Annotated in this window: 20 protein-coding genes; 4 read left to right on the top strand and 16 right to left on the bottom strand. The window is 62.4% G+C overall.

Annotation, left to right across the window (positions count from 1 at the left end; translation table 11 throughout):
- Positions 1-153: 153 nt before the first annotated feature.
- The 5 genes from AC515T_RS18000 to AC515T_RS17980 all read right to left on the bottom strand — a co-directional run bounded on the left by AC515T_RS18000 (position 154) and on the right by AC515T_RS17980 (position 6,426).
- A complete protein-coding gene (locus tag AC515T_RS18000) occupies positions 154-1,173 on the bottom strand; it encodes a branched-chain amino acid aminotransferase (RefSeq protein WP_496529445.1) in 1,020 nt (339 codons plus the stop codon).
- A gap of 302 nt (positions 1,174-1,475) precedes the next feature.
- Positions 1,476-2,858 (bottom strand): dihydrolipoyl dehydrogenase, encoded by a 1,383-nt coding sequence (lpdA, locus tag AC515T_RS17995; protein WP_496529444.1) that lies wholly within the window; start codon positions 2,856-2,858, stop codon positions 1,476-1,478.
- A 3-nt stretch (positions 2,859-2,861) separates the two neighbouring features.
- Positions 2,862-4,130 carry a dihydrolipoamide acetyltransferase family protein gene (locus AC515T_RS17990; protein ID WP_496529443.1) on the bottom strand — a complete coding sequence of 423 codons (1,269 nt, stop codon included), beginning with the start codon at positions 4,128-4,130 and terminating at the stop codon, positions 2,862-2,864.
- Entirely contained in the window at positions 4,131-5,189 is a 1,059-nt protein-coding gene (locus AC515T_RS17985) for an alpha-ketoacid dehydrogenase subunit beta (RefSeq protein ID WP_496529442.1), read from the bottom strand.
- A 1-nt stretch (position 5,190) separates the two neighbouring features.
- On the bottom strand, positions 5,191-6,426 hold the full coding sequence (locus tag AC515T_RS17980) for a 3-methyl-2-oxobutanoate dehydrogenase (2-methylpropanoyl-transferring) subunit alpha (protein WP_060741704.1): 1,236 nt from the start codon (positions 6,424-6,426) through the stop codon (positions 5,191-5,193).
- 192 nt (positions 6,427-6,618) lie between these two features.
- Here AC515T_RS17980 and bkdR point away from each other — a divergent pair, with 192 nt between their 5' ends.
- Positions 6,619-7,107, top strand: a complete 489-nt coding sequence (bkdR, locus tag AC515T_RS17975) for a Bkd operon transcriptional regulator BkdR (RefSeq protein ID WP_003202929.1) — start codon at positions 6,619-6,621, stop codon at positions 7,105-7,107.
- Positions 7,108-7,364: 257 nt separating this feature from the next.
- Here bkdR and AC515T_RS17970 read toward each other — a convergent pair whose 3' ends face one another.
- Positions 7,365-8,228, bottom strand: coding sequence for an MBL fold metallo-hydrolase (locus AC515T_RS17970; RefSeq protein WP_496529441.1), 864 nt, complete (start codon positions 8,226-8,228; stop codon positions 7,365-7,367).
- Between the two features lie 138 nt (positions 8,229-8,366).
- On the opposite strand from AC515T_RS17970, the gene AC515T_RS17965 reads away from it, so the two are divergent.
- Positions 8,367-9,167, top strand: a complete 801-nt coding sequence (locus tag AC515T_RS17965) for a sulfite exporter TauE/SafE family protein (RefSeq protein ID WP_496529440.1) — start codon at positions 8,367-8,369, stop codon at positions 9,165-9,167.
- 150 nt (positions 9,168-9,317) lie between these two features.
- On the opposite strand, the gene AC515T_RS17960 is transcribed toward AC515T_RS17965, so the two are convergent.
- The 7 genes from AC515T_RS17960 to AC515T_RS17930 all read right to left on the bottom strand — a co-directional run bounded on the left by AC515T_RS17960 (position 9,318) and on the right by AC515T_RS17930 (position 16,527).
- Positions 9,318-10,187, bottom strand: a complete 870-nt coding sequence (locus AC515T_RS17960) for an aldose 1-epimerase (protein ID WP_496529439.1) — start codon at positions 10,185-10,187, stop codon at positions 9,318-9,320.
- A gap of 182 nt (positions 10,188-10,369) precedes the next feature.
- Entirely contained in the window at positions 10,370-11,650 is a 1,281-nt protein-coding gene (locus tag AC515T_RS17955) for a TRAP transporter large permease (protein ID WP_496529438.1), read from the bottom strand.
- A complete protein-coding gene (locus tag AC515T_RS17950; protein ID WP_496529437.1) occupies positions 11,650-12,177 on the bottom strand; it encodes a TRAP transporter small permease in 528 nt (175 codons plus the stop codon). Before AC515T_RS17950 ends, AC515T_RS17955 begins: the two co-directional genes overlap by 1 nt.
- A gap of 76 nt (positions 12,178-12,253) precedes the next feature.
- Positions 12,254-13,222, bottom strand: coding sequence for a TRAP transporter substrate-binding protein (locus AC515T_RS17945; RefSeq protein WP_496529436.1), 969 nt, complete (start codon positions 13,220-13,222; stop codon positions 12,254-12,256).
- A 59-nt stretch (positions 13,223-13,281) separates the two neighbouring features.
- Positions 13,282-14,187 carry an SMP-30/gluconolactonase/LRE family protein gene (locus AC515T_RS17940; protein ID WP_496529435.1) on the bottom strand — a complete coding sequence of 302 codons (906 nt, stop codon included), beginning with the start codon at positions 14,185-14,187 and terminating at the stop codon, positions 13,282-13,284.
- Positions 14,188-14,230: 43 nt separating this feature from the next.
- Positions 14,231-15,052, bottom strand: a complete 822-nt coding sequence (locus AC515T_RS17935; protein WP_496529434.1) for an NAD-dependent epimerase/dehydratase family protein — start codon at positions 15,050-15,052, stop codon at positions 14,231-14,233.
- 173 nt (positions 15,053-15,225) lie between these two features.
- On the bottom strand, positions 15,226-16,527 hold the full coding sequence (locus tag AC515T_RS17930; RefSeq protein ID WP_496529433.1) for an OprD family porin: 1,302 nt from the start codon (positions 16,525-16,527) through the stop codon (positions 15,226-15,228).
- 794 nt (positions 16,528-17,321) lie between these two features.
- Here AC515T_RS17930 and AC515T_RS17925 point away from each other — a divergent pair.
- Positions 17,322-17,657 (top strand): DUF6124 family protein, encoded by a 336-nt coding sequence (locus AC515T_RS17925; RefSeq protein WP_496529432.1) that lies wholly within the window; start codon positions 17,322-17,324, stop codon positions 17,655-17,657.
- A 397-nt stretch (positions 17,658-18,054) separates the two neighbouring features.
- The gene (locus AC515T_RS17920) at positions 18,055-18,675 is read left to right on the top strand and encodes a TetR/AcrR family transcriptional regulator (protein ID WP_003202912.1); all 621 of its coding nucleotides are present in this window, start codon (positions 18,055-18,057) and stop codon (positions 18,673-18,675) included.
- A gap of 142 nt (positions 18,676-18,817) precedes the next feature.
- On the opposite strand, the gene preA is transcribed toward AC515T_RS17920, so the two are convergent.
- The 3 genes from preA to hydA form a co-directional block, all read right to left on the bottom strand.
- On the bottom strand, positions 18,818-20,092 hold the full coding sequence (preA, locus tag AC515T_RS17915; protein ID WP_496529431.1) for an NAD-dependent dihydropyrimidine dehydrogenase subunit PreA: 1,275 nt from the start codon (positions 20,090-20,092) through the stop codon (positions 18,818-18,820).
- Entirely contained in the window at positions 20,093-21,460 is a 1,368-nt protein-coding gene (locus AC515T_RS17910) for an NAD(P)-dependent oxidoreductase (RefSeq protein ID WP_496529430.1), read from the bottom strand.
- A gap of 182 nt (positions 21,461-21,642) precedes the next feature.
- Positions 21,643-23,082 (bottom strand): dihydropyrimidinase, encoded by a 1,440-nt coding sequence (hydA, locus tag AC515T_RS17905; protein WP_496529429.1) that lies wholly within the window; start codon positions 23,080-23,082, stop codon positions 21,643-21,645.
- Between the last annotated feature and the right edge of the window lie 99 nt (positions 23,083-23,181).

Below are 23,181 nucleotides of genomic sequence, written 5' to 3'. Positions count from 1 at the left end.
GAGGGAGCTTGCTCCCGCTGGGCTGCGCAGCAGCCCCAAAGCCAGGCAACGCGATCATTCAGGTAGACCGCATTGCCCGGGTTGCGACTGCTGCGCCGTCGAGCGGGAGCAAGCTCCCTCGCCACAAAAGCTCTTCAGCGCTAAAAGCTTGGATCAGACCTTGACGATCCAACCCGCCGGCGCTTCCACGTCGCCGGTCTGCACGCCGGTCAGCTCTTTGTAGAGCTTCTGGGTGATCGGGCCGACTTCGGTCTCGCTGTGGAACACGTGCAGCTTGTCCTTGTAGCTGATGCCGCCAATCGGGGTGATGACCGCAGCGGTACCGCAGGCGCCGGCTTCCTTGAACTCCGACAGTTTGTCGATGAACACGTCGCCTTCGATCACTTCCAGGCCGAGGCGCGATTTGGCCAGTTCGATCAGCGACAGGCGGGTGATGCCTGGCAGGACCGAAGGGGATTTTGGGGTGACGAATTTGTTGTCGTGGGTGATGCCGAAGAAGTTGGCCGAGCCGACTTCCTCGATTTTCGAATGGGTCATCGGGTCCAGGTAGATGCAGTCGGCGAAGCTGGCCTTCTTGGCCTGGGAGCCGGGCATCAGGCTGGCGGCGTAGTTGCCACCGACCTTGGCCGCGCCGGTGCCTTGTGGGGCGGCGCGGTCGAAGCTGGAGATCAGGAAGTTGTGCGGGGTCAGGCCGCCCTTGAAGTAGGCGCCAACGGGGATGCAGAAAATCGAGAAGATGAACTCGGGTGCGGTGCGCACGCCGATGTTGTCACCCACGCCGATCACGAACGGACGCAGGTACAGCGCGCCGCCGGTGCCATACGGCGGGATGAAGCGCTCGTTGGCGCGGACCACTTGCTTGCAGGCTTCGACGAACTGCTCGGTGTCGACGTGCGGCATCAGCAGGCGGGCGCAGCTGCGCTGCATGCGGGCGGCGTTCTGGTCCGGGCGGAACAGGTTGATCGAACCGTCCTTGCAGCGATAGGCCTTCAGGCCTTCGAAGCACTGCTGACCGTAGTGCAGGGCGGTGGAGCCCTCGCTGATGTGCAGCACGTTGTCGTCGGTCAGGGTGCCCGCGTCCCAGGCGCCGTCGCGCCAGTGCGACAGGTAGCGCTTGTCGGTCTTGATGTAGTCAAAGCCCAGTTTGTCCCAATTGATGCTCTCGTTACCCATGACACCCTCTATTTCTTAACAACCGTCGAAACGGTTCAAGGCTTCTGACGTTTTTTGGATGGGGACAACAATACTTCATTCCGGGGGTGTTTCGCAGCCCGCTCGATAGGTGACAGGCAGATTTTCTGCCGACTTTCCCGTGGCGAGGGAGCTTGCTCCCGCTCGGCTGCGAAGCAGTCGTAACCCGCTCAACGCGGTGTAGCTGAACGATCCTGGTGCCCGGATTGGGGCCGCTTCGCAGCCCAGCGGGAGCACGCTCCCTCGCCACAGGTGAAACCCACGCCTACAGATGCGCTGCACGTCTATAGATGCAACGCATGCCCCAACGCCCGCAACGCCGCTTCCTGCACGGCTTCGCCTAGCGTCGGATGGGCGTGGATGGTGCCGGCGATGTCCTCCAGGCGTGCGCCCATTTCCAGGGACTGGCCGAATGCGGTGGACAGCTCCGACACGCCGACGCCAACCGCTTGCCAGCCAACGATCAGGTGATTGTCCCGGCGCGCCACGACCCGGACGAAACCGCTTTTCGATTCCAGGGTCATGGCCCGGCCGTTGGCGGCGAACGGGAAGCTCGACATAATGCAGTCCAGCCCGGCAGCCTTGGCCTCGTCCGGTGTCTTGCCGACCACCACCAGTTCCGGATCGGTGAAGCACACCGCGGCGATGGCGGTCGGGTTGAATTCCCGATGCTGGCCGGCGATCAGCTCGGCGACCATCTCGCCCTGGGCCATGGCCCGGTGGGCGAGCATCGGTTCGCCGCTCAGGTCACCGATGGCCCAGACATTGCGCATGCTGGTCTGGCAACGGCTGTCGATTTTCACCGCCGAACCGTTCATCGCCAGGTCCAGCGCTTCAAGGTTCCAGCCCTGGGTGTTGGGTTTGCGCCCGACGGCCACCAGCACCCGGTCGGTGTCCAGGTTCAGCGTGTCGCCATTGGGGTCACGCACCTGCAAGGTGCTGGCCTGGGCATCGAAACCTTCGACGCTGTGCTTGAGGTACAGCTTCACGCCCAGTTGCTTGAGCGCCTCGTGCACCGGTTGGGTCAGCTCGCCGTCATAGGCTGGCAGGATCCGTTCCTGGGCCTCGACCACGCTGACCTCGGCGCCAAGCTTGCGGTAGGCGATGCCCAACTCCAGGCCGATGTAACCGCCGCCGACCACCACCAGGTGCTTGGGCACCGAGGTGGGGGCGAGGGCTTCGGTGGAGGAAATGATCGGCCCGCCCACGGGCAGCATCGGCAGGTTGACGCTTTTCGAACCGGTGGCCAGCAGCAGGTGTTCGCACTGGATGCGGGTATCGCCGACCTCGACCGTCTTGCCATCGATCACCCTGGCCCAGCCCTGAATGACCTGGACCTTGTGCTTTTTCAGCAATGCCGTGACGCCGGTGGTCAGTCGATCGACGATGCCGTCCTTCCATTCCACGCTCTTTCCGATGTCCAGCGTTGGCGCCGAGACCGTGATGCCCAAGGCCGAACCCTGGCTGTGGTGCCGGGTCTGGTGGAACTGCTCGGCCACATGGATCAATGCCTTGGACGGGATGCAGCCGATATTCAGGCAAGTGCCGCCCAGCGCCTGGCCTTCCACCAGGATGGTCGGGATGCCCAACTGGCCGGCGCGGATCGCCGCCACGTAACCGCCAGGACCGCCGCCGATGATCAGCAGTGTGGTGTTCAAAGTCTGCATGGCTTACTCCACAAACAAGGTGGCGGGTTGTTCGAGCAAGCCACGCAGGGCCTGGATGAATTGCGCCGCGTCCATGCCGTCGACCACCCGGTGATCGAAGGAACTGGAGAGGTTCATCATCTTGCGGATCACGATCTGACCCTTGATCACCATGGGCCGCTCGACGATTTTGTTCACGCCGACAATCGCCACTTCCGGCAGGTTCAGCACCGGCGTGCTGACGATGCCGCCGAGTGCGCCGAGGCTGGTCAGGGTGATGGTCGAGCCGGACAGCTCATCGCGGCTGGCCTTGCCATTGCGCGCCGCCGTGGCCAGGCGTGAGATCTCCGCCGCGCTGTCCCACAAGGTGCGGGCTTCGGCGTGACGCACCACCGGCACCATCAGGCCGACGTCACTCTGGGTGGCGACGCCCACGTGCACCGCGCCTGAGCGGTGGATGACCTGGGCTTCATCGTCGTAGCGGGCGTTCATTTGTGGGAAGTCCCGCAGGGCTACGACCAGGGCACGGACCAGGAACGGCAGCAAGGTCAGCTTGCCTCGGCTGTCGCCATGTTTTTCATTCAGGTGAACCCGCAGCTCTTCCAGGGCTGTGACGTCGATTTCCTCGACGTAGCTGAAATGGGCGGCGCGTTGAGTCGCTTCCTGCATGCGCTGGGCGATCTTGCGGCGCATGCCGATCACCGGGATCTGCTGCTCATCGTGGCGTTCGGCATAACCCGAACCGCCCTTGGCCAGGGGCGACGAACCTTGGGCCAGGTAGGCTTCGAGGTCTTCGTGCAGGACCCGTCCGGCGGGGCCGCTGCCCTGGACCAGGCGCAATTGAATGCCCAGGTCCAGCGCGTGTTTGCGCACGGCCGGCGAGGCCAGTGGACGCTCGTCGGGGTCGCGGGCCACGGGGGCTTGCGGAGCCGGGCGTGGTGTAGCGGTTCTTTCCAGCACAGGTTCAGGTGTCGACACTGGCGCCGGCTTCGGTGCCTGCATAGGCGCCGCAGTCGGGGCCGATTGTACCGATTCTTTCAAGTTACCCGCACCTTCGACTTCAATGCGGATCAGTTCGCTGCCCACCGCCATGACTTCACCGGGCTCGCCGCCCAGGGCGATGACCCGGCCATGCACGGGCGAGGGGATGTCCACCATCGCCTTGTCGGTCATGACATCGGCCAGCACCTGGTCTTCGACCACCATGTCGCCGACCTTGACGTGCCACACCGACAGTTCCACTTCCGCGATGCCTTCGCCGATGTCCGGCATCTTGATAACGTGCGTGCCCATTCAGACCTCCATGACCCGTTTCAACGCCGCGCCCACACGGGACGGCTTTGGGAAATACGCCCACTCCTGCGCGTGCGGGTAGGGGGTGTCCCAACCGGTGACACGCTCGATGGGCGCTTCCAGGTGGTGGAAGCAATGTTCTTGTACCAACGACACCAGTTCGGCGCCGAAACCGCAGGTGCGGGTGGCTTCGTGGACGACCACGCAGCGGCCGGTCTTCTTCACGGATTTGACGATGGTCTCAAGGTCCAGCGGCCAGAGGCTGCGCAGGTCGATGACTTCGGCGTCGATGCCGGTCTCTTCGGCCGCCACTTGGGAGACGTAGACCGTGGTGCCGTAGGTGAGCACCGTCACGTCCTTGCCCGGACGGGTGATGGCGGCGACGTCCAGCGGCACGGTGTAGTAACCGTCCGGTACCTGTGCCGAGGGGTGTTTCGACCATGGTGTTACCGGGCGGTCGTGATGGCCGTCGAACGGGCCGTTATACAGGCGCTTGGGTTCGAGGAAGATCACCGGGTCATCGTTTTCGATGGAGGCGATCAACAGGCCCTTGGCGTCGTAGGGGTTGGACGGCATCACGGTGCGCAGCCCGCAGACCTGAGTGAACATCGCCTCGATGCTCTGGCTGTGGGTCTGGCCGCCATAGATGCCGCCGCCGCAGGGCATGCGCAGGGTCATCGGCGCGGTGAACTCGCCGGCCGAGCGATAACGCAGGCGCGCCGCCTCGGAAATGATCTGGTCCGATGCCGGGTAGACGTAGTCGGCGAACTGGATCTCGGCCACGGGGCGCAGCCCGTAGGCGCCCATGCCCACCGCCACGCCGACGATGCCGCTTTCGGAAATCGGTGCGTCGAACACCCGCGAGGTGCCGTATTTGTTCTGCAGGCCTTCGGTGCAGCGGAACACGCCACCGAAGTAGCCCACGTCCTGGCCGAACACCACGACGTTGTCGTCGCGCTCGAGCATCACGTCCATGGCCGAGCGCAGGGCCTGGATCATGGTCATGGTGGTAGTGGTCATGGCGGTGTCCAACGCAATATTGTTGTTGTGATCGTTCATGTCAGATCCCCAACTGCTGACGCTGGCGCTTCAAGTGCTCCGGCATCTCTTTGTAGACGTCTTCGAACATGGTCGCGGCGCTTGGAATCTGCCCGCCAGCGAGGGTGCCGTACTGTTCGGCTTCCTTCTGCGCGGCGATCACCTCGGCTTCGAGTTCGGCGCTGACCGCGGCATGTTCCTCTTCGGACCACTGGCCGATTTTCACCATGTGCTGCTTGAGGCGTGCGATCGGATCGCCCAGAGGGAAGTGACTCCAATCGTCGGCGGGGCGGTATTTGGAGGGATCGTCCGAGGTGGAGTGCGGGCCGGCGCGGTAAGTGACCCATTCGATCAGCGCCGGGCCGAGGTTGCGGCGGGCGCGTTCGGCGGCCCAGCGCGAGGCGGCGTAGACCGCCATGAAATCGTTGCCATCGACACGCAGGGAGGCGATGCCGCAACCGACGCCGCGTCCGGCGAACGTCGTGGCTTCACCGCCGGCGATGGCCTGGAAGGTGGAAATCGCCCACTGGTTGTTGACCACGTTGAGGATCACCGGCGCCCGGTAGACGTGGGCGAAGGTGAGGGCGGTGTGGAAGTCCGATTCGGCGGTGGCGCCGTCACCGATCCAGGCCGAGGCGATCTTGGTGTCGCCCTTGATCGCCGAGGCCATGCCCCAGCCCACGCCCTGGATGAACTGCGTGGCGAGGTTGCCGGAGATGGTGAAGAAACCGGCGTCCTTGACCGAGTACATGATCGGCAATTGCCGGCCCTTGAGCGGATCGCGCTCGTTGGACAGCAGTTGGCAGATCAGGTCTACCAGCGGCACCTCGCGGGCCATCAGGATGCTTTGCTGGCGGTAGGTGGGGAAGCACATGTCGTCGATGTTCAAGGCCAGGGCCTGGGCGCTGCCGATGGCTTCTTCGCCAAGGCTTTGCATGTAGAACGACATCTTTTTCTGACGCTGGGCGACCACCATGCGGTTGTCGTAGATGCGCGTCTTGAGCATGGCCCGCATGCCTTTGCGCAGGATCTCGACAGGGATGTCCGCGGCCCAGTCGCCCAAGGCATTGCCCTGGTCGTCGAGCACGCGGATCAGGCTGCGGGCCAGGTCGGCGGTGTCGGCGGGTTCGACGTCGATGGGTGGTTTGCGCACCGTGCCGGCATCGGACAGATGCAGGTAGGAAAAGTCGGTCTTGCAGCCGGGACGGCCCGAAGGTTCGGGGACGTGCAGGCGTAGCGGTTCGTACGCTGGGTTCATGGCTTTCTACGCTCGATCTTGTGAATTTCTTGTAGTGGGCGCGCTAGCTGACGAATTTCCCTAGGTAAGGGAAATTGTCCTACAACAATCATAGGCTCGACGAAGAAGAATATTTTTCTCTGTTAGCTTGCTGTTCAGATCATTTGCAGATAAAAAATCTGCACAACGATAAAAAACTGGATTATTTGTCTCATGCGTAAATTGGATCGCACCGACATCGGCATTCTGAACAGCCTTCAGGAAAACGCCCGCATCACCAACGCCGATCTCGCCCGTTCGGTCAATCTGTCGCCGACGCCGTGCTTCAACCGCGTCCGGGCCATGGAGGAGCTGGGGGTGATCCGCGAGCAGGTCACGCTGCTGGACGCCGACCTGCTGGGGTTGCATGTCAACGTGTTCATTCATGTGAGCCTGGAGAAACAGGTGGAGGAGGCGCTGCAGCACTTCGAAGAGGCCATCTCCGACCGGCCGGAGGTGATGGAGTGCTACCTGATGGCCGGCGATCCGGATTACCTGATCCGCGTGCTGGTGCCGACCATCCAGTCGCTGGAGCGGTTCATGATGGACTTTTTGACCAAGGTCCCGGGCGTGGCGAACATCCGCTCAAGCTTTGCCCTCAAGCAGGTGCGCTACAAGACCGCGCTGCCGTTGCCGGCCAATGGGTTGACCTTGGGTACCTGAATCAAAAGACCGCAGCAATCCCTGTGGGAGCTAGCTGCCATTCAACAATGATGCAGGCAGACCCACCGCCATCGCGAGCAGGCTCGCTCCCACATGGGGTCTGTGGTGATGCCTGATGGTGTGTCCCGCCGCCGATCCCCTGTGGGAGCGAGCCTGCTCGCGATAGCGACCTGTCATTCAACACTGATGCAAACTGACCCACCGCCATCGCGAGCAAGCTCGCTCCCACATTGGATATGTGGTGATCTGTTGAGCATCTAGAGCTGGTTGATCGGAATCTTCAGGTAGGTCACGCCATTGTCCTCGGCCGGCGGCAGGTGGCCCGCCCGCACATTCACCTGGATCGCCGGTAACAGCAGGGTCGGCATGCCCAGCGTCTTGTCGCGCTGGGTACGCATGGCCACGAACGAGGCTTCATCGATGCCATCGCGGACGTGGATGTTGTGCTGGCGCTGCTCACCCACGGTACTCACGCAGTGGGGCTCGCGCTCCTCCGGTGGATAGTCGTGGCACACATACAGCCGCACCCCGGCAGGGAAGGCCAGCAACTTGCGGATCGAGGCGTAGAGCTGATGGGCATTGCCGCCGGGGAAGTCGCAACGGGCCGTGCCTACGTCGGGCATGAACAGCGTATCGCCCACCAGGATCACGTCGCCATCTATCAAGTAGGCCATGTCCGCCGGGGTGTGGCCGGGCACGTGCAGGGCGGTGGCCTTGAGGTTGCCGATCCGGAAGGACTCGTCGGGCGCGAACAGGCGGTCGAATTGCGAACCGTCGACGGCGAAATGCGGCTCCAGGTTGAACAAGGTCTTGAACACGTTCTGCACCTGGCCGATGGACTCGCCAATGGCGATCTGGCCTCCCAGTTCCCGACGCAGATAAGGCGCGGCGGACAGGTGATCGGCATGGGCGTGGGTTTCCAGCAGCCATTGCACCGTCAGTTGATGCTCCCTCACGAAAGCGATCACCTGATCCGCCTGGGCAGTGCCGCTGCGGCCCGAAGCCGGGTCGTAGTCGAGCACTGGGTCGACCACCGCGCATTGCCCGCCGTCGTGTTCATACACGACGTGGGTATAGGTCTTGGAGGCGGGGTCGAGAAAACTTTGGATCTGCGCGGGCATGACAGCGGACCTGTACGGGAAGAAGCGGTTGCTACGCTTGAGGTTTACAACATATGGTCCGCAGCTTAGTGAGGGCCAAGGCGTCCTGCAAATGCGATCGTACCTGCCAACAGGTGTGCGCGGCTTGAGAGAACCTGAATGTTACTGGCAAGTTTTTTTGGTGTGGTCATGGGCCTGGTCCTTGGCCTGACGGGGGCGGGCGGCGGCATCCTGGCGGTGCCGGCGTTGGTGTTGGGCCTGGGTTGGAGCATGACCCAGGCCGCGCCGGTGGCGTTGTTCGCGGTGGGCAGCGCGGCGGTGGTGGGGGCCATCGATGGGCTGCGCCATGGCCTGGTGCGTTACCGTGCGGCCCTGCTGATTGCGCTGCTGGGCGCGGTGTTTTCGCCGCTGGGCATTTACCTCGCCCATCAGCTCTCGGAAAAAATCCTGATGATGCTGTTCAGCCTGTTGATGGTGCTGGTGGCGGCGCGCATGTTGCGGCGAGAAACGCCACAAGCGGGGCCCAGCGATCACGGCGCGGCCAGTTGGGGCCAGAAGAATTGCATGCTCGACCGCGAAACCGGCCGCCTGGCCTGGACCGCCCGTTGCACCGCCACGCTGTCGGCATTGGGCGCGGTGACGGGTATGGTCTCGGGGTTGTTGGGCGTGGGCGGTGGCTTCCTGATCGTGCCGGCGTTCAAGCAACTGACCGACGTGCAGATGCGCGGCATCGTCGCCACGTCCTTGATGGTCATCAGTCTGATTTCGTTGATTGGCGTGGTGGGCGCGTTTCATGCCGGGGTGAGCATCGACCGGGTCGGGGCGGCGTTCATTGCGGCGAGCATCGTCGGGATGGTGCTCGGCCGGCGAGTGTCGGCCAAGGTTCCGGCCCGGGCGTTGCAGGTGGGGTTTGCCGGGGTGTGCCTGGGGGTGGCGGTGTTTATGCTGCTGCGGGCGTAGCTGCGACGAATCAGGATTGCACATTGCCTTTGTGGCGAGGGAGCTTGCTCCCGCTCGGCTGCGCAGCAGACGTCCTGCTTCAAAACCGTATGGGCCTGCTGCGCAGGCCAGCGGGAGCAAGCTCCCTCGCCACAACGGATCGCGTGCCGCTTACAACTCCCGACACTGCATCGAAAACCCCAACGCCACTGACTGCCCTTGCTCCAGCAAACGCAACCCTGGTCGTCCAGGCAGGTGATGGGCATTGACCGGGTGGCTGACCGGTTCGATGCAGAAGAAATCCAGGCCCACGGGGCAGTACAGCAGGAAGTACGTGCTCCCGCTGGCGCGGCATTGCAGTTCATATCCCAGGTCCGGTTGCTGGATCAGGCAATCGCCGTCCCAGCCGCCGAAGCCATTGTCCACCAGTGTATCGGGCAGCGCCCGGGGCTCCTGGAAATCCCACTCGGCCGGAATAGCACTCAGCTCCGTAGGCAGCTTGCTGGCATCGCATTTCCAGACTTCCCTCGCCCGGGTTTGCAGGCGCGTGCGGGCGGTGCGTGGAAAATACGGATGCAAGCCCAGCCCATGCCAGGCGGGTTGTGTTGCCGTGTGGGTGACGAGCATTGCGATTTGCAGTTGGCCGCCGCTGAGGCGAATCCGCAGGCTGGCGCAGTAGGCGAACGGGGATTGGCTGTCGAGTTGCAGCAGCACTTCCTGGGCGCTTTGTTCGATCACTTGCCACGGTTGTTGCCAGGCACTGCCATGGATCGGGAACGGGTCGTTGGGGCTGTTGGCGTCCAAGGCCAGCCAGCCGCCGGGGCAGTCGAAACCGCCTTGGGCGATCCGGTTCGACCACGGGATCAACGGAAAGCAGCCGAGTTTGCCCGGCAGGCCGTTTTCCAGCGCTTGCGGCGCGGGCGGGCGTAGCAGGGGAGCGCCGGTGCTGCGCAATGTCCATTCAACCAGACTGGCGCCCAGGTGCGGGGCCAGGGTGAGGCGGGTGAGGTCGTCTTCGAGATGGAGCAGGGGCTGCGTCATGGCGGTCGCGTCTATTGGGAAGGGCGGATAGCTATTTGGGAAGGGCAGATAGCTTTTATGGCGAGGGAGCGTGCTCCCGCTCGGCTGCGAAGCAGACGCCCGAGTCCAAATCGGATGGGCCTGCTGCGCAGTCCAGCGGGAGCAAGCTCCCTCGCCACAAGGGGGCTTGCTCGCTTACCGGGTTACAACACCAGATGCGGCAACCACAGCGAAATGGCGGGAATGTAGGTCACGAGCATCAGCACCAGGAACAGCATGGCGTAGAACGGCAGCAGCGCCTTGACGGTGCTTTCGATGCTGACCTTGCCGATGGCGGAACCGACGAACAACACCGCGCCCACCGGTGGCGTGATCAACCCGATACCCAGGTTCACCAGCATGATCATGCCGAACTGCACCGGGTCCACACCGATGCCCACGATCACCGGCATCAGGATCGGCGTCAGGATCAGGATCAGTGGCGCCATGTCCATCACGGTGCCCAACAGCAGCAACATGACGTTGATGCACATCAGGATCACGTAACGGTTGTCCGACAGCGTCAGGAACGCGGTGGTGATCTTCGCTGGAATTTCCATCAGCGTCATGATGTAGCCGAAGCTGGCGGCGAAGCCGATCAGGATCATCACGATGGAGATGGTGCGTACCGTACGGTGCATCAGTTTCGGCAACTCGCTCCATTTGTAGTCGCGATAGATGCACATGGTCACGAAGAACGCCCACACCACGGCAATGGCGGCCGATTCGGTGGCGGTGAAAACACCCGAGAGAATGCCGCCAAGGATGATGAACAGGGTCATCATGCCCCACATGGCTTCCCGGCAGATCTTCAACGCTTGCTTGAGGGGAATCACTTCGCCCTTGGGGTAATTGCGCTTTTTCGCGAAGACCAGGCACAGCGCCATCAGGCAGAGGTTCATCATGATGCCGGGCACGATACCGGCCATGAACAGCGAACCGATGGAGACGGTGCCGCCAGCGGCGAGGGAGTACAGCACCGCGTTATGGCTGGGCGGTGTCAGCAGCGCTTGCACCGAGCCACTGACGGTGACGGCGGTGGCGTAATCACGCGGATAGCCGCGGCGTGTCATTTCCGGGATCAGCACCGAGCCGACCGAGGCCGTATCGGCTACCGAGGAACCGGAGATCGCGCCAAAAAAACTCGAGGCCACGAGGTTGACCAAGGAGAGGCCACCGCGCACGAACCCCACCAGCACACTGGCGAATGCCACCAGGCGGCGGGACATGCCGCCCTCGGCCATGATCGCACCGGCCAGGACGAAGAAGGGGATGGCCAGCAGCGAGAATTTGTTCACACCGCCCGTTACCTGGATCATCATGGCCTGGAATGGAATATCGATCCACCACGCCCCGATCAGGGCGGCGGCGCCCAGCGCGTAGGCGACCGGCATGCCGATCAGGATCAACAACAAAAAACTGCCCAGCAGAATCAGCGCGTCCATTAAGCGGCACCTTCGTTTTCTTCAACCAGGTCGAACTGCACGACCCGACGCTTGCTTTGATCACCCAGCAAGAGTTTTTCCAGAACAAAAATCAGCGTCAGGAACCCACCGATCGGGATCGGCATGTAGGTGATGCCGACGCGCAGGGTGGGGATGGCGCTCATGAATTGATTCCAGGTGGTCATGCACAGCTTGGTGCCCCAGATGGTCATGAAAATGCACACCGCCGCCATCAAGAGCTGGGTGAAGACCGACGCCAGGGTTTGCCAGTGCGGGGGCATGCGGCTGGTGACCATGTCCACGGCCATGTGCGAGCCGGAGCGATAGCTGGCAGCGGCACCGATGAAGGTAAACACGATCATCAGCAAGATAGCGGTGGGCTCCGGCCAGCTTGAGCCGGAACCGAGTACGTAGCGGGCGAACACGCCCCATGGAATCATCAGCGCAACGGCGAGGACAGAAAGGCCGGCCACCCAGATGCAAGTCATGTAAATCGTGTCGTTGATACGCAGCAGCAAATTCTTCATCGGGTTCCACCGTAACCGGGCGCGCCTTTTAACCGCAGGCGCGCCCAGCCGTTTCATGAATACAGATTGAGGGACCTTACTTAACGGCTTCGATACGCTTGATCAGGTCGGCATACGGCGCACCGTATTTGGCCCGGACCGGAGCGGTGGCGTCATAGAAAGGTTTCTTGTCGACGGTGATGAACTCGACGCCGGCGGCCTTGAGTTTTTCTTCACTGGCGGCGGACTTCTTGTCCCACAGATCGCGTTCTTCAGCCTGGGCCGCCTTGGCGGCTTTTTTCACCATGTCCTGTTGTTCTGGCGTGAGCTTGTTCCAGGTGATTTTCGACATCACGATCGGCTCAGGCAGGATCAGGTGACCGGTGAGGCTGTAGTACTTGGCGTTTTGGTAGTGGTTGTGTTCGAGCAGGGTCGGCGGGTTGTTTTCCGCGCCGTCGATCACGCCGGTCTGCAGGGCGCTGAAGATTTCGCCGGTGTCCATCGCGATGCCGTTGGCGCCCATGGCGTTCATCATCTCAATGAACATCGGGTTGCCTTGCACACGGATTTTCATGCCCTTGAGGTCTTCGAGCTTGCGCACCGGTTTCTTGGTGTAGATGTTGCGCGTGCCGCCGTCCATCCAGGCCAGCGCCACCAGGCCAAACTCGGAGTTGGTGATCCGGTCGAGGATCGCATCGCCCACGTCACCGTCGATGACGGCGCGCATGTGGGCCTGGTCGCGGAAGATGAACGGCATGTTGAACACGTTCACGTCCGGCACCACAGGGCCGACGATCCCCAGGCTGACGCGAGACATCTGGATCGCGCCGGCTTGCATCTGCTCGATGACTTCTTTTTCAGAGCCCAGTACGCCACCCGGGAAATACTTGAACTTCAGTTCGCCCTTGCTCTGCGCTTCCAGGGCTTTACCCATGGATTCCTCGGCGACCACGGTCGGGTAGCCCTTGGGATGGATATCGGCGATCTTGATGTCCAGGGCATGGGCCACCTGCGCCAGGAAGGCCAGGGGCAAAGCGGCGATCAAAAGCGTGCGTTTGAAATTCATGGTCAATCTCCAGTCTTGTTGTTTTTTTAATGGCTCATCCAGTGAAGCGGTGCAGCAGATCAGTTCGCGGAGGGTTTCCGTCCTCCGAAAGCGGGTTCGGCCAAGCCCTTGACGCCGGGGGTGAGGGCGAACACGCCACCGGCCAGGGACTGTGGGTCGTTGTCGTCGCCCGGACGGATCGAGGTGACGAAGAGGGTGTCCAGGCGACTGCCGCCAAAGGCGCACATGGTCGGTTTTTTCACCGGCACTTCCAGCGAACGGTCGAGACGTCCATCCGGGGTGAAACGGTGAATCAGCCCGGCGTCGTTGGCGCAGATCCAGTAGCAACCGTCGGCATCCACCGCGGCGCCATCCGGGCGACCGGCCAATGGCAGCATGTCGACGAACAGGCGCCGGTTGGAGGGGGTGCCGCTGTCGATGTCGTAGTCGAAGGCCCAGATCTGCTGCACCAACGGGTGCGAGTCGGAGAGGTACATCGTGCGGCCGTCCGGGCTGAAACCCAGGCCGTTGGGCACGATGAAGCCGCTCAGTTGCGCCTCGACCGGGCTGTGTTGCCCGGCTTCATACCGGTACATCCGGCCTTCGTCGACGTTGGCGCCCATGTTCAGCACCATGCTGCCGGCCCAGAAGCGGCCCTGGCGGTCGCAACGGCCATCGTTGAGGCGCATGTCGGCGCGGCTGTGCTCGACGCTTGCACACAGTTCGCTGTCGAGGCTGCCGTCATCATGGGGGTGCAGGCGGAAGAAACCGCTTTCCATGCCCGCGACCCAGCCACCGTCCTGGTGGCGGGCAATGCAGGCGAGCATTTCGGGGGCTTCCCAGCCCTGGATTTTTCCGCTGCTGGCGTTCCAGCGTTGCAGGCCGCCGCTGGGGATGTTCACCCAATACAGGGCGTTCTCTTCGGGGACCCACACCGGGCTTTCCCCGACGGCGTTGCGTGCATCGACAATCAATTCGGCTTGCATGGCGATTCCTTGGTTCGTTCGTATCCCATGAACAACAGGCGAATCAATCGTCGAACGGGCCGGCTGCGACAAAGGCACCGCCCTGGTAGATCCTGGCCGGATCATCGGCGGCCGGCATTGGCTGCGCTTCGATCTTGTCGCGGAAAATTTCTGAGGTGTCCTTGGGCTGGTAGCCCAGGTGCGCGGCGTGGCTGTTGTCCCACCAGACGTCGCGGTTGGCGGACATGCCGTAGACCACGGTGTGGCCGACTTTCGGCGTGTAGAGCGAGCATTCGAGCAGTTGGGTGAGGTCGTCGAAGCTCAGCCAGGTGCTCATCATCCGGCGGTTCTGCGGTTCCGGGAACGACGAGCCGATGCGGATGCTCACGGTCTCGATGCCGTAGCGATCGAAATAGAAACTGGCCATGTCTTCGCCGTAGGACTTGGACAGGCCGTAGTAGCCATCCGGGCGGCGAGGGGAGAGGGCGTCGAGGGTCTGGTCTTGTTTGTAGAAGCCGATGACGTGGTTGGAGCTGGCGAAGATCACCCGCTTGACGCCGTGTTTGCGCGCGGCTTCATAGATGTGGAATACACCACTGATGTTGGCGCCGAGGATCTCTTCGAACGGGCGCTCCACCGAGACACCGCCGAAGTGCAGGATGGCATCGACACCTTCCACCAGTTGGTGCACGGCCTGTTTATCCGACAGGTCGCATGGCACCACTTCCTCGCTTTCGTCGATGGCCGGGGCCATGTTGGCGATGTCCGACAGGCGAATATGGCGGGCGAAAGGCTTGAGGCGCTCGCGCAAGACTTTGCCAAGGCCGCCGGCGGCGCCGGTCAAGAGCAGGCGATTGAAGGGGTGGCGAATCTGTGTCGTGGTCATGGCATTACCTGAGCAAACAATGAGAGGTACAGTTGTTATAAGTTGTCGTACGACCGAGAGGGAATATCCTTATCCTTCCGCTACCTTGTCAACGTTTGATCGACGAACCGCTCTGGATCGGCGTCCTTGCCGCAGGTTGCCATGGGATGCGCTCATGGCTATGGGTCCTGGTCTTACAGAAGCGACAGCGGATAGCTGATGAAGATACGGTTCTCGTCGAATTCGTTGGTGCTGAAGTCGCGACGAATCGATGCGTTACGCCATTTCACGTTGAGGTTCTTGAGCGCGCCGCTCTGCACGGTGTAGGCCAGTTCGGTCTCGCGGCCCCATTCCTTGCCATCGTCGACGGTGGCGGTGTGCACGTTGTCACCGCTGATGTAGCGGTTCATCAGGGTCAGGCCCGGCACGCCGACGGCGGCGAAGTTGAAGTCGTGGCGCAGTTGCCAGGATTTTTCCTTGGCGTTGTCATAGCTGGAGTTATAGCTGTCGTTCGCCAGGGTGCCGCCACTGGTGCCATTGACGCGCATCCAGGCATCATCGCCGCCGACTTTCTGCAGGCCGACGTAGAAGGTGTTGCCGCCGTATTTGGCCGAGAGCATGGCGAACGCGGTTTTGTTGTCCAGGTCGCCGGCCAACGCACTGCCATTTTCCTTGCCGGTGAAGTAGCCGAGGTTGGCGCCCAGGGTCCAGTCGCCGATGGGCTGGCTGTGGGTCAGGTTGAAATATTGCTGCTGGTAGATGTCGGACAGTTCCGCGTACCACACGCCGACCTGGGTGCGTTTCTCGTTGAAGGCGTATTCGCCGCCACCGAAATTGAAACGGTCGGAGGTGAACGCGCCGCGGCCGTTCATCGACATGTCTTCCATGCTGGCGTCGTTGCGCGGGCTGTTGCCGCGGAACTGGCCGCCGTAGAGGGTCAGGCCGTTGATTTCGGTGGAGGTCACCTGACCGCCACGGAAGGTTTGCGGCAGGGAGCGACCGTCGTCGGAACGCAGGATCGGCAGCACCGGCATCCATTCGCCGACCTTCAACTCGGTCTTCGATACCTTGGCCTTCAGGGCCACGCCCAAACGGCCGAAATCGTCGGCGGGCCGACCATCGTCATGCACCGGCAGCAACTGGGTGCCGGCGGTGCCGCGACCGCCGTCGAGCTTGACCGAGTACATGCCCAGGATGTCCACGCCGAAACCGACGGTGCCTTGGGTGAAACCGGACTTGGCGTCGAGGATGAAGTTCTGGGTCCACTCTTCGGCTTTGCCCTGGGCGGCGTTGTCGTTGACGAAGTTGCGGTTGAAATAGGCGTTACGCAAATTCAGCGTGGCCTTGGCGTCATCGACGAAGCCAGCGGCGCTGGCGGCCGTTGGCAAAAACGCGGCAAGGCTGCTGCAACCGAGCAGGACCAGGGTGGGGCTGGCGTTGAGAAGGGTACGGCGGTTTGGACGGAGGTTGGGCGAAAAACGGACACGTGTGCTCACTATGGCGCTCCCTACTTTTTTTGTTGTTTTTATTTGTCATACGTCGTCGTACAACATTCCATGGATTATTTGGAAGCTGTTGCTCATTGTCAACTGGCCATTATCGGAATTATCCAACTCGGCTGTGCTTCAAAATGAGGTGTTTCAATGACTGTCGCTGGCCGAGGTCAAGATCGCAGGCCGTGGCGCCGGGTAGATACGAGACTTGAGGATAGCGGTGAGGGTGCTTGGTTGTGCGATGACTGGTCTAAGACATTAGTCGCATGTCGACGATCAGAAGGCTTAAGCGGGCTCTTGTGGCGAGGGAGCTTGCTCCCGCTGGACTGCGAAGCAGGCCCCCGTTTTTTGTTTCAACGCAGAATTTCTTGGGCGGCTTCGCCACCCAGCGGGAGCAAGCTCCCTCGCCACAGGTGTGTTGTTAAGCCAGGTTCTCAGTCCAACGGGGGGGCTGTGTTTATCCAGATGTAGGATCGTTCGGGTTCGGGCTACGTTGTCTTGCGCCATTCCCTACAACTGCGCCAGAATCCGCCGGCTTGTGCGCCAGGGAGCCAGGGCTCTATCGTTTCCGGGTCGCTGATTGAATCAGTGATCGGGTTTGGTAGCCCTGGTGTCGGTGCATAGCGTCATCTCTTGCAAGTGCAATCATGCACTTCGCTTTTTGGTGGCCATGCGCAGGGTCTCTTCGGAGGCGCCGGCTCCGATGCCCGGTCTACCAACCTTCGTATGGCCGCCACCCTAATTCGTTTGGTAGCGACAGGGTGTTGGCTCCCATCTACAGCATCGGAGCTTTATCTATGTTCAAACCAACACCCAACCCGCCGGACACCGATCCAGCCAACTCAAAAGCGTTCGACAAAGCCGCCGACCGCATTCTCGACCACTACCTCAAGCCCAAACCCAGCAAGCCCGAGGCCGACCCCGGCCAACTGTTCACCGTCGCCAACGGCGTCGACACCGAAACCCTGCTCGCCAACCTCAGCGAAAACCTGGCCTCGGCCAACGCCATGGTCAATGACCTGGCCTTCGACCTGGAGGGGCCCAGGCGCCACATTGCCCTGGGCATCCAGCAACTGATCGAACTGAGCGGACTGCTGGCGAACCGCGCGCTGGATAACGTCGCAGCGCACTAGCCGACTCACCCCTTGAAACTGGCCTCTGAAGAACACCTCCAGAGGCCAACCCGAACCTGCTTTTGTGGCGAGGGAGCTTGCTCCCGCTCGGCTGCGCAGCAGCCCCAAAATGAGCTGACGCGCTATTCCAGTCACACCGCATCAGCCGGTTTTACGACTGCCGCGCAGCCGAGCGGGAGCAAGCTCCCTCGCCACAAGAGCTCGGTGTAAACATTTATCTGAACAGAACCACCGTCACATTGTGGGAGCGAGCTTGCTCGCGATAGCGCTGGTTCAGTCAATCACAGTGCAACTGACCCACCGCCATCGCGAGCAAGCTCGCTCCCACAGGGATCCCCAGTGTTTTCAAGAGTGGGCGAATGCTAGTCTTGATCAACGCTGTAGCCAGGGAGCCCTCATGGGCAATCACAAGATCGAGATTCGTCGCAGTAACGTCGAGAAAATCCTGTTGGCCGCCGAGAAGGTGTTTGCCGAGAAAGGCTTCGGCAGCACCGCCATGGCCGACATCGCCGCCGAAGTGCAATTGCCGCGATCCAACCTGCACTACTACTTCAGCACCAAGAGCGAGCTGTACAGCGCCGTGCTGTTCGACCTGCTGGAAGTGTGGAAGCAGGACGCCTTGTGCTTCGAGATGTTCGACGACCCCCGGGTGGTGCTCAGCAGCTACATCCGCGCCAAGATGAACCACTCCCGCAGCCGGCCCTACGGCTCCAAGGTCTGGGCCAACGAAATCATCCACGGCGCCCCGACCCTGGGCCAGGCGCTGGACGCCAGCCTCTATGACTGGGCCAAGATGAAGGAAGCGAAAATCCGCCAGTGGGTGGAGGACAAGCGCATCCTGCCGGTGGAGCCTTCAAGCCTGCTCTACATGATCTGGGCCTCGACCCAGCACTACGCCGACTTCGATCACCAGATCAACATTCTCAACGACCATCAGCCGCTGTCGGACATGCAGTTCGAGCGGGCAGTGCAGACAGTGACCAGTGTGATATTGCGGGGGATTGGGTTGGAGCCTTGAGGTTTTGTGGTGAAGCTGATGGCCCCTTCGCGAGCAAGCTCGCTCCCACACTGGATCTCTGGCGTACACAACATCTGTGAACGACACGATCCACTGTGGGAGCGAGCCTGCTCGCGATGGCGCCAGTCCAGACACCACAAATTCAAGCCGTTACATGGTAGGGATTACGCGGATCATGGTTCCAATCCAGAAACGGCTTGCCGGTGTCCACCGTCACCATCTCGATGCAGTCCTGGACCGGGCAGGTGATCTGGCACAGGTTGCAGCCCACGCACTCCTCGTCGATCACCTCATACACATGCGTGCCGTCAGCCTGCTTGAGGCTGGCGATGGCCTGGTGTGAGGTGTCTTCGCAGGCGATGTGGCAGCGTCCACAACCGATGCAGGCTTCTTGGTCGATCTTGGCGATGACCTGGTAGTTGATGTCCAGGTACTTCCAGTCGGTGGTGTTGCCCACCGCGCGACCGGAGAACGCCTGCAGGTTGGCGTGGCCCTGGCTGTCCATCCAACGTGACAACCCGTCCTTCATCTCTTCGACGATGCGAAACCCATGCAGCATCGCCGCCGTGCAGACCTGCACCGCGCCGCTGCCCAGGGCGATGAATTCGGCGGCGTCGCGCCAACTGCCGATGCCGCCAATGCCGCAGATCGGCAAACCGTGGGTCTGCGGGTCGCGGGCGATTTCGGCCACCATGTTCAGGGCGATGGGTTTGACCGCCGAACCGCAGTAACCGCCGTGGGTGCTCTGGCTGCCGACGCTGGGCAGGGCGACCATGCGCTCCAGGTCGACGCTGGTGATGGAGTTGATGGTGTTGATCAACGACACCGCGTCCGCGCCGCCGCGGTGGGCTGCGCGGGCGGCGACACGGATGTCGGTGATGTTCGGCGTGAGCTTGACGATCACCGGCAGCGAGCAATAGGTCTTGCACCAGCGGGTCACTTGCTCGACGTACTCCGGCACCTGGCCGACCGCCGCGCCCATGCCCCGTTCGGGCATGCCGTGGGGGCAACCGAAGTTCAGCTCGATGCCGTCGGCGCCGGTGGCTTCCACCAGGGGCAGGATGCGTTTCCAGGACTCTTCGACGCAGGGCACCATCAGCGACACGATCAACGCCCGGTCCGGCCAGTCCTTTTTCACCTGGGTGATTTCCCGCAGGTTGATCTCCAGGGAACGGTCGGTGATCAGCTCGATGTTGTTGATGCCCAGTACCTCGCGATTGGCCCCGTAATGGGCCGAATAGCGCGAGGACACGTTTACGGCTGCTGGATCCTCACCGAGGGTTTTCCAGACCACGCCGCCCCAGCCGGCCTCAAAGGCGCGGACGACGTTGTAGGCCTTGTCGGTGGGCGGCGCGGAGGCCAGCCAGAACGGGTTGGGGGCTTTGATGCCGGCGAAGACAATCGACAGATCGGCCATTTACGCAGCCTCCACATTGAGCATCAGTTGAGCGTTGATCGCTTCGGCGGCGAGCTTGCCGTGCTGCACGGCCTGCACTGTGAGGTCCTGGTCCAGGCTGGTGCAATCGCCGCCGGCATAGACACCGGGGACGCTGGTGCGCAGGTGTTCGTCCACCAGAATCCGCCCGTCCTGGCGCTTGAGCTCACGGGCCAGTGGGTCCACCAGTGCGTTGTCATCGAAGGCTTGGCCGATGGCTTTGAAGATGGCGTCGGCAGGCAAGTCGAAGGTCTCGGCACCGATGACCAGCCGCCCGTTTTCCAGATGGGTCCGGGAAAAGCGCATGCCGCGCACACGGCCGGCGTCATCGAGCAGCACCTGTTGCGGTTGGGCCCAGGTCAGCAAACGCACCTGGTTGGCCTTGGCGATGTCTTGCTCGTGCAAAGTCGCGCCCATGTCCTCGAGGCCGCGACGGTAGACCAGGTTGACGTCCCGGGCGCCGAGGCGGGCCATCTGCACGGCCATGTCGATGGCGGTGTTGCCGGCACCGAGCACGATGCAACGGTCGGCCAGGGGCAATTGGCTGAGGTCGTCGGCCTGGCGCAGTTCGCGGATGTACTCGGTGGCGGGCAGCAGCCCCGGTGCCTGTTCGTCGCTCAGGCCCAGTTGTTTGCTGGCGGCCAGGCCGAGGCCGAGGAACACCGCGTCGAATTGCTGATGCAGGTCGCTCAGGCTCAGGTTCTCACCGAGTTTCTGGCCATGGCGGATTTCGATGCCGCCGATGCCCAGCAGGAAATCCAGTTCACGTTGGGCGTAATCGTCCACCAGTTTGTACTTGGCGATCCCGTATTCGTTGAGGCCGCCGGCCTTGTCCCGGGCTTCGAAAATCACCACGTCATGGCCGTGCATCGCGCTGCGGTGCGCACACGACAACCCCGCTGGCCCGGCCCCGACCACGGCGATGCGCTTGCCGGTGGCGGCGGCCCGTTGGAACGGGTGTTCGCTGAAGTGGGCGTTGTCCACCGCGTAGCGTTGCAGCGAGCCGATCAGCACCGGCGCGCATTCATGGGCGTTGTTGCGCACGCAGGCTTGCTGGCACAGGACCTCAGTGGGGCAGACCCGGGCGCAACTGCCGCCGAGGATGTTGGCCGAGAGGATTTTCTGCGCCGCGCCTTGGACGTTGTCCTGATGGATGTTGCGAATGAACGAAGGAATATCGATCTCGCTCGGGCAGGCGTTCACGCAGGGCGCGTCGTAGCAATACAGGCAGCGGGAGGCTTCCAGGTGGGCCTGGCGCGCGTTGAGCGGCGGCGCCAGGTCGCTGAAGCGGGCGGCGAGGGTGGCCGGGTCTTCCTGGGAATGGGGGAGGTGACTCAAGGGCTGGATCATGGGAATGGGCCTCACGGTGTTTGAGGTGCTGCCTCTGGTGGGCAGTGGTTTTTCGGTGTCTGGGCTGGCCTCATCGCGAGCAGGCTCGCTCCCACAGGGGATCTGCTGTGCACATGGATTTTGCATTCACCCAAAACCCAGTGTGGGAGCGAGCTTGCTCGCGATAGGCCGAAGGCCTGGGGTCAGCGCTCCACTGCAATCGGGCGCTGTAGCTCCGCCCGCTTACTCAGCAAATCAAACACCGCCGGGTACGCCGGCCGTTCGATGTAGCGCCCGGCACCGCGCTCGGCGCGCAGGTCGCCGTCGGCCCACACCAGCCGACCCTGGCTGATGGTGTGGCTGGGCACGCCGCGCACGGTCTTGCCTTCGAAGATGTTGAAGTCCACCTGCTGGTGGTGGGTCTTGGCTGAGATCGTGCGGCTGCCCTGGGGATCCCAGAGCACCAGGTCCGCGTCGGCGCCGACGCGGATCGCGCCCTTGCGTGGGTAGAGGTTGAAGATCTTCGCGGTGTTGGTGGAGGTGAGGGCGACGAAGTCTTGCATCGACAATTTGCCGCTGTTGACCCCTTCGTCCCAGAGCACGGCCATGCGGTCTTCGATCCCGGCGGTGCCGTTGGGGATCTTGCTGAAGTCATCACGCCCGGCGGCTTTCTGTTCGGCGCAGAAACAGCAGTGGTCGGTGGCGGTGGTGTGCAGGTTGCCAGACTGCAAGCCGTGCCAGAGGGCTTCCTGATGCCCGCGTGGGCGGAAGGGCGGGCTCATCACGTAGCCGGCGGCGGTCTGCCAGTCCGGGTGGCGATAGACGCTGTCGTCCAGCAGCAGGTGCCCGGCCAGCACTTCACCGTAGACCGGTTGGCCCTTGCTGCGGGCGTAGGTGATTTCGTCCAGGGCTTCTTTGGTGGACACGTGCACCAGGTACAGCGGCGTGCCCAGGGTTTCGGCGATGCGGATGGCGCGGCTCGCGGCTTCGCCTTCCACTTGCGAGGGCCGCGACAGTGGATGGGCTTCCGGCCCGGTGATGCCCTGGGCCAGCAGCTTGCGTTGCAGGTGGTAGACCAGTTCGCCGTTCTCGGCGTGCACGGTGGGCACCGCGCCCAATTCCAGGCAGCGCTCGAAGCTCGCGACCAAGGTGTCGTCGGCGGCCATGATCGCGTTCTTGTAGGCCATGAAATGCTTGAAGCTGTTCACCCCGTGATGGCTGACCAGCTCGGCCATTTCTTCGCGGACCTGTTCGCTCCACCAGGTGATCGCTACGTGGAAACCGTAGTCGCTGGCGCTTTTCTCGGCCCAGCCCCGCCATTGACGGAAGGCTTCCATCAGCGACTGCTGAGGGTTGGGAATCACGAAGTCGATGATTGACGTGGTGCCCCCGGCGAGGCCCGCCGCCGTGCCGCTGAAGAAGTCTTCACTGGCGACGGTGCCCATGAACGGCAACTGCATGTGCGTATGGGGATCGATACCGCCGGGCATCAGGTATTGACCGCTGCCATCGAGCACTTCGGCAGCGGTCGGAACATCCAGGTTGTCACCAATGGCCTTGATCACGCCGTCGGCGCAAAACACATCGGCGCGATAACTTTCATCATGGGTAATAACGGTGGCGCCACGGATCAACAGAGACATTCCGAGTTCCTCGCAGGCATGACCGGCTGTTGCCGGTTCTTTATGTTTTATCCATCACGGTGGGTAAAGTCGTGGCGGTTTATATTCTTGTCACGACTG

It is taken from the genome of Pseudomonas sp. FSO-7, from assembly GCF_059579345.1.
This window is presented reverse-complemented; position numbering and strand designations above follow the sequence as displayed.